The sequence below is a fragment of the Microcystis sp. M53603_WE2 genome, from assembly GCF_030065435.1.
The window spans coordinates 1-3,305 of sequence record NZ_JASJFF010000263.1; the positions used below are offsets into that span (position 1 = coordinate 1).

Consider the following 3,305-nt stretch of genomic DNA (forward strand, 5'->3'; position numbering starts at 1 on the left):
AAATCCTTATCTGGCAAGAGACTTAATTGATTAGTTCGCTCTAGAGCAAAAACAATTGACAAAAATCGCTAAATGCCTTTCTCTATAAGGGTTCCATCCCTTATAACCCCCGTCCATTGCATAACAATTACCGAAGAGCCTCAATACATAACCCAATTATGCTTAAAAGTTCAAGTAATTCTTGAACTTTTCTTTGGGAAAAATGCTTTTGTAATTTTGGTCTTTTGGTAACAAGGTTAATTTCATTAAGTAGCTGTGGAGAAAAAATCGGCACAAGAGTTTTTTCAATCAGTAGATATTTTAAACCAGCTAACTGTTTACCAATAAGAAAGCTAATCCAAAGGTTAGTATCAATAATAACTTTAATCGGTGGCTTGTTGTCCATAAATTTCAGCCCTAACTTCCTCCACTTCTTCGGTAATTGTCTCTAGGGAAAGCTCATCAGTTTTAAAGGTTTCTAAAAGTTGGGTTAATTTTTGATTTAAAGTTTCTTTTTCGAGTTCTTTACTGAGTTTTATTTTGTCACTTTCTGGGAGTTGTTTAACCAAATCTAAAATCTGGTCAAAGTTTAAGGTTAGTTGGTAAGTTTTTTGGTTCATTTTCTCAAATTATTGTTTATTGATAAAGTTTAATTGCTCGCAGTGCATACTCAAAACAACGTTCCCGAATATCTATTTGTTTCTTCTATTCTTTTTGATAATTCATAATTCATAATTCATAATTCATAATTCATAATTTATCTATCGAGTTCCCCAAAAGCTGATGTTTACGGGAGCAAAATCCCTCAAATTAGACTTGACAAAAAACCTGAGATCGTTATATTCTACAGGTTAAAAGCTTTGAGAGAAGGATAACCAACCCCCACGCCCCACGCACCAATTATATCATTCATTCTGCCTGAATATCAAACAGGAACTAGAAACCTGTTACTAGGGAGAGATTGCTACGGGGGGATATGCGGTAGCAGTTAAATAATCATAATAAAAACCACTCCAGACACAGTAGCGGCTCTTGTAGGGTGCGTTAGTGATAGCGTAACGCACCAATTTTCTTAAGATGGTGCGTTACGGCGCAATCATAATTTAATTATAACAAATCTCCTTTAAATACGCGCAAACACGCACCCTACAAACCACAGATTACTACCTCAATTTTTTCAAAAAAATCGACCCGCCGCTAGGCGGGAAAAAGAGAAAAATTGAAAAAAGTAAAAAAGGGTAAAAAAGGGTAAAAAGAGAATAAGGGTTACAGAGTCCTCCCAGCACCGCACACCACCCGAAAACCGAAGTCGTCGTAGTCGTTGCCGCGGCGGGAGCGGCTGAGGCGGTCAGCGGAACGGCAGTCATACGGAAGGTCGCACCAAGAACCGCCCCGCAGTATTTGATAATCATTATCATTTGTCAGCCAAGCACTGCCATCCTTTGGCGCTCCGATATAGTTATCGTGCCAATTGTCCTCGCACCACTCCCAAACATTGCCACTCATATCATACAGTCCCCAAGCATTGGGCCTTTTCTGGCCCACAGGATGAGTTGTCTGCTGAGAATTTCCGCCATACCAAGCGTAATCTCCTAACTGACTAGCATCATCACCGAAATAATAGCGAGTAGTAGTTCCCGCACGACAGGCATATTCCCATTCCGCTTCTGTCGGTAGGCGATAGGTTTTCCCGGTTATTTGACTCAATTTCTGACAAAAAGCTTGAGCATCATCCCAACTAACCTTTTCTACTGGATTTTGGGGATTATTTTTAAACCAAGAGGGATTGTTTCCCATTACTGCTTGATATTGTGCCTGAGTCACCGGATATTTCCCGATCGCAAAACTGTTGACTTGAACTTGGTGTGGAGGCTTTTCCCAATCCCTAGCATAGGGATCACTATCAGGAGAGCCCATGATAAATTGACCTGCTGGTAAGCCTACCATCTCCAGTGTTATGCCCTTGGATATTTTTTCGGTGAAGTTTGTCAGTGGAGTTGGCGCTACTTTAGGTAGGGGTGTAGATGTCACCGGAGCGTTACTTTTCCCTAAGTTACAATCCTTTGCGCGAGAGGAGAGAGCCCCCAGGAAGCCACCATTGAGACCGAACCGGAGCAGAAACATCTCAAGAAACGATAACTGCAAAGCCAGCGGGAATAAATGCGGCTCCAGACTGGTACCTATCTGCCTAGCAATAACCACAGCAACCACAACCATCAGTGAGTAAATACAATACATCGAATATAGCAAACTGAAACCGATCTCATCCTTAAGAGAACGCAAAAAGTCCCAGTTGACAAAAAGTTTAATACGCCGAATAAGCCGAATAAAACAATTAGGCTTATGCCAATTAACATCTGACGCTACCAAGATAACCACAAATACCCAACAAGTAAAAATACCAACCACATACCAAAACGCAAACCAAAACACAAACCAAAAAAAAGCCCACCCAAAAAGAAAAACCCACAACGGCCACAACGTTAATCCCACACTGATCGAGAAAATCGAGCAAAACAAACCCCAAAAAACCAAAATTGCCACGATACCAATCGGCGGAACAACGAAACGATAAAATAAAAATGGGAAGTGAGCTTTGGGGGCTGCATTATTAAACGTTAGGTTCCTGTAAGACAACCATTTTCCTCTTTTTCTCCAGCCGACGAGATCGCCGAAATTTTTCCAGACTTCTTGATGGAAATTTTCGAACAATCCCCCATTATACCCTCTCGTGCCACCGAGACTCTCATAGATTTCTTTCTGGACGCTGAAGCCAAACTTACCCTGACTGTAGTGTAGCCAGAGTTGGTCAATAGTTTGCAAATCTTCACAGGGGAAATTGTCAATATCCTCTGTCTTTAGCCATCCACGTTTGCTTTCCCTGCTGACAACCTGAAGCATGACTTTACGTGTTTCTTTGTCTGCTTCTTTCCAGTTTCCCGCTGCTAGGAGTTGCTGTAATCGAGAATAGTTAACACCCCTAGCACTTTTAAGCACAATATTAGTCATTGTTTTTACTCCTTTAAGTAGTTGGGTTGACGTTAAAAAAGTTGGTTGTGTTGGGTTTCGTGCCTCAACCCAACTACAGGATATTGAAGTAGGGTTTCTCCTTCAATAAACTCTTGCACTAAATAGAAAGAGTTTCCTTCCGAGAAATAATCATAAACGGTGGGAATTTGTTCGTGTTTTAATCTCTTCGGGTCTAATTCCCCGCCGCTCGCGGCGTACAATAGAAAAATGAGTGAATACATCCATAAGAGCCATAATGTAAGTGTTTTGCTATATCATTTAGTGTTCCCAGCCAAATATCGTAAAGCCGTTTTCGA

General features: G+C 40.9%; 3 protein-coding genes and 1 pseudogene. 1 reads left to right on the plus strand and 3 read right to left on the minus strand.

Annotation, left to right across the window (positions count from 1 at the left end; genetic code table 11):
• Positions 1–127: 127 nt before the first annotated feature.
• From PX481_RS05750 to PX481_RS05760, 3 genes are all read right to left on the minus strand, one after another.
• Positions 128–385 carry a putative toxin-antitoxin system toxin component, PIN family gene (locus PX481_RS05750; protein ID WP_002762932.1) on the minus strand — a complete coding sequence of 86 codons (258 nt, stop codon included), beginning with the start codon at positions 383–385 and terminating at the stop codon, positions 128–130.
• The gene (vap15, locus tag PX481_RS05755) at positions 363–599 is read right to left on the minus strand and encodes a type II toxin-antitoxin system VapB15 family antitoxin (protein WP_002762933.1); all 237 of its coding nucleotides are present in this window, start codon (positions 597–599) and stop codon (positions 363–365) included. The genes PX481_RS05750 and vap15 overlap by 23 nt, the downstream gene beginning before the upstream one ends.
• Positions 600–1,245: 646 nt before the next feature.
• Entirely contained in the window at positions 1,246–2,988 is a 1,743-nt protein-coding gene (locus PX481_RS05760; protein WP_288025800.1) for an SUMF1/EgtB/PvdO family nonheme iron enzyme, read from the minus strand.
• Positions 2,989–3,216: 228 nt separating this feature from the next.
• Here PX481_RS05760 and PX481_RS05770 point away from each other — a divergent pair.
• Positions 3,217–3,305: pseudogene (locus PX481_RS05770) on the plus strand (IS200/IS605 family transposase); the annotation flags it as partial.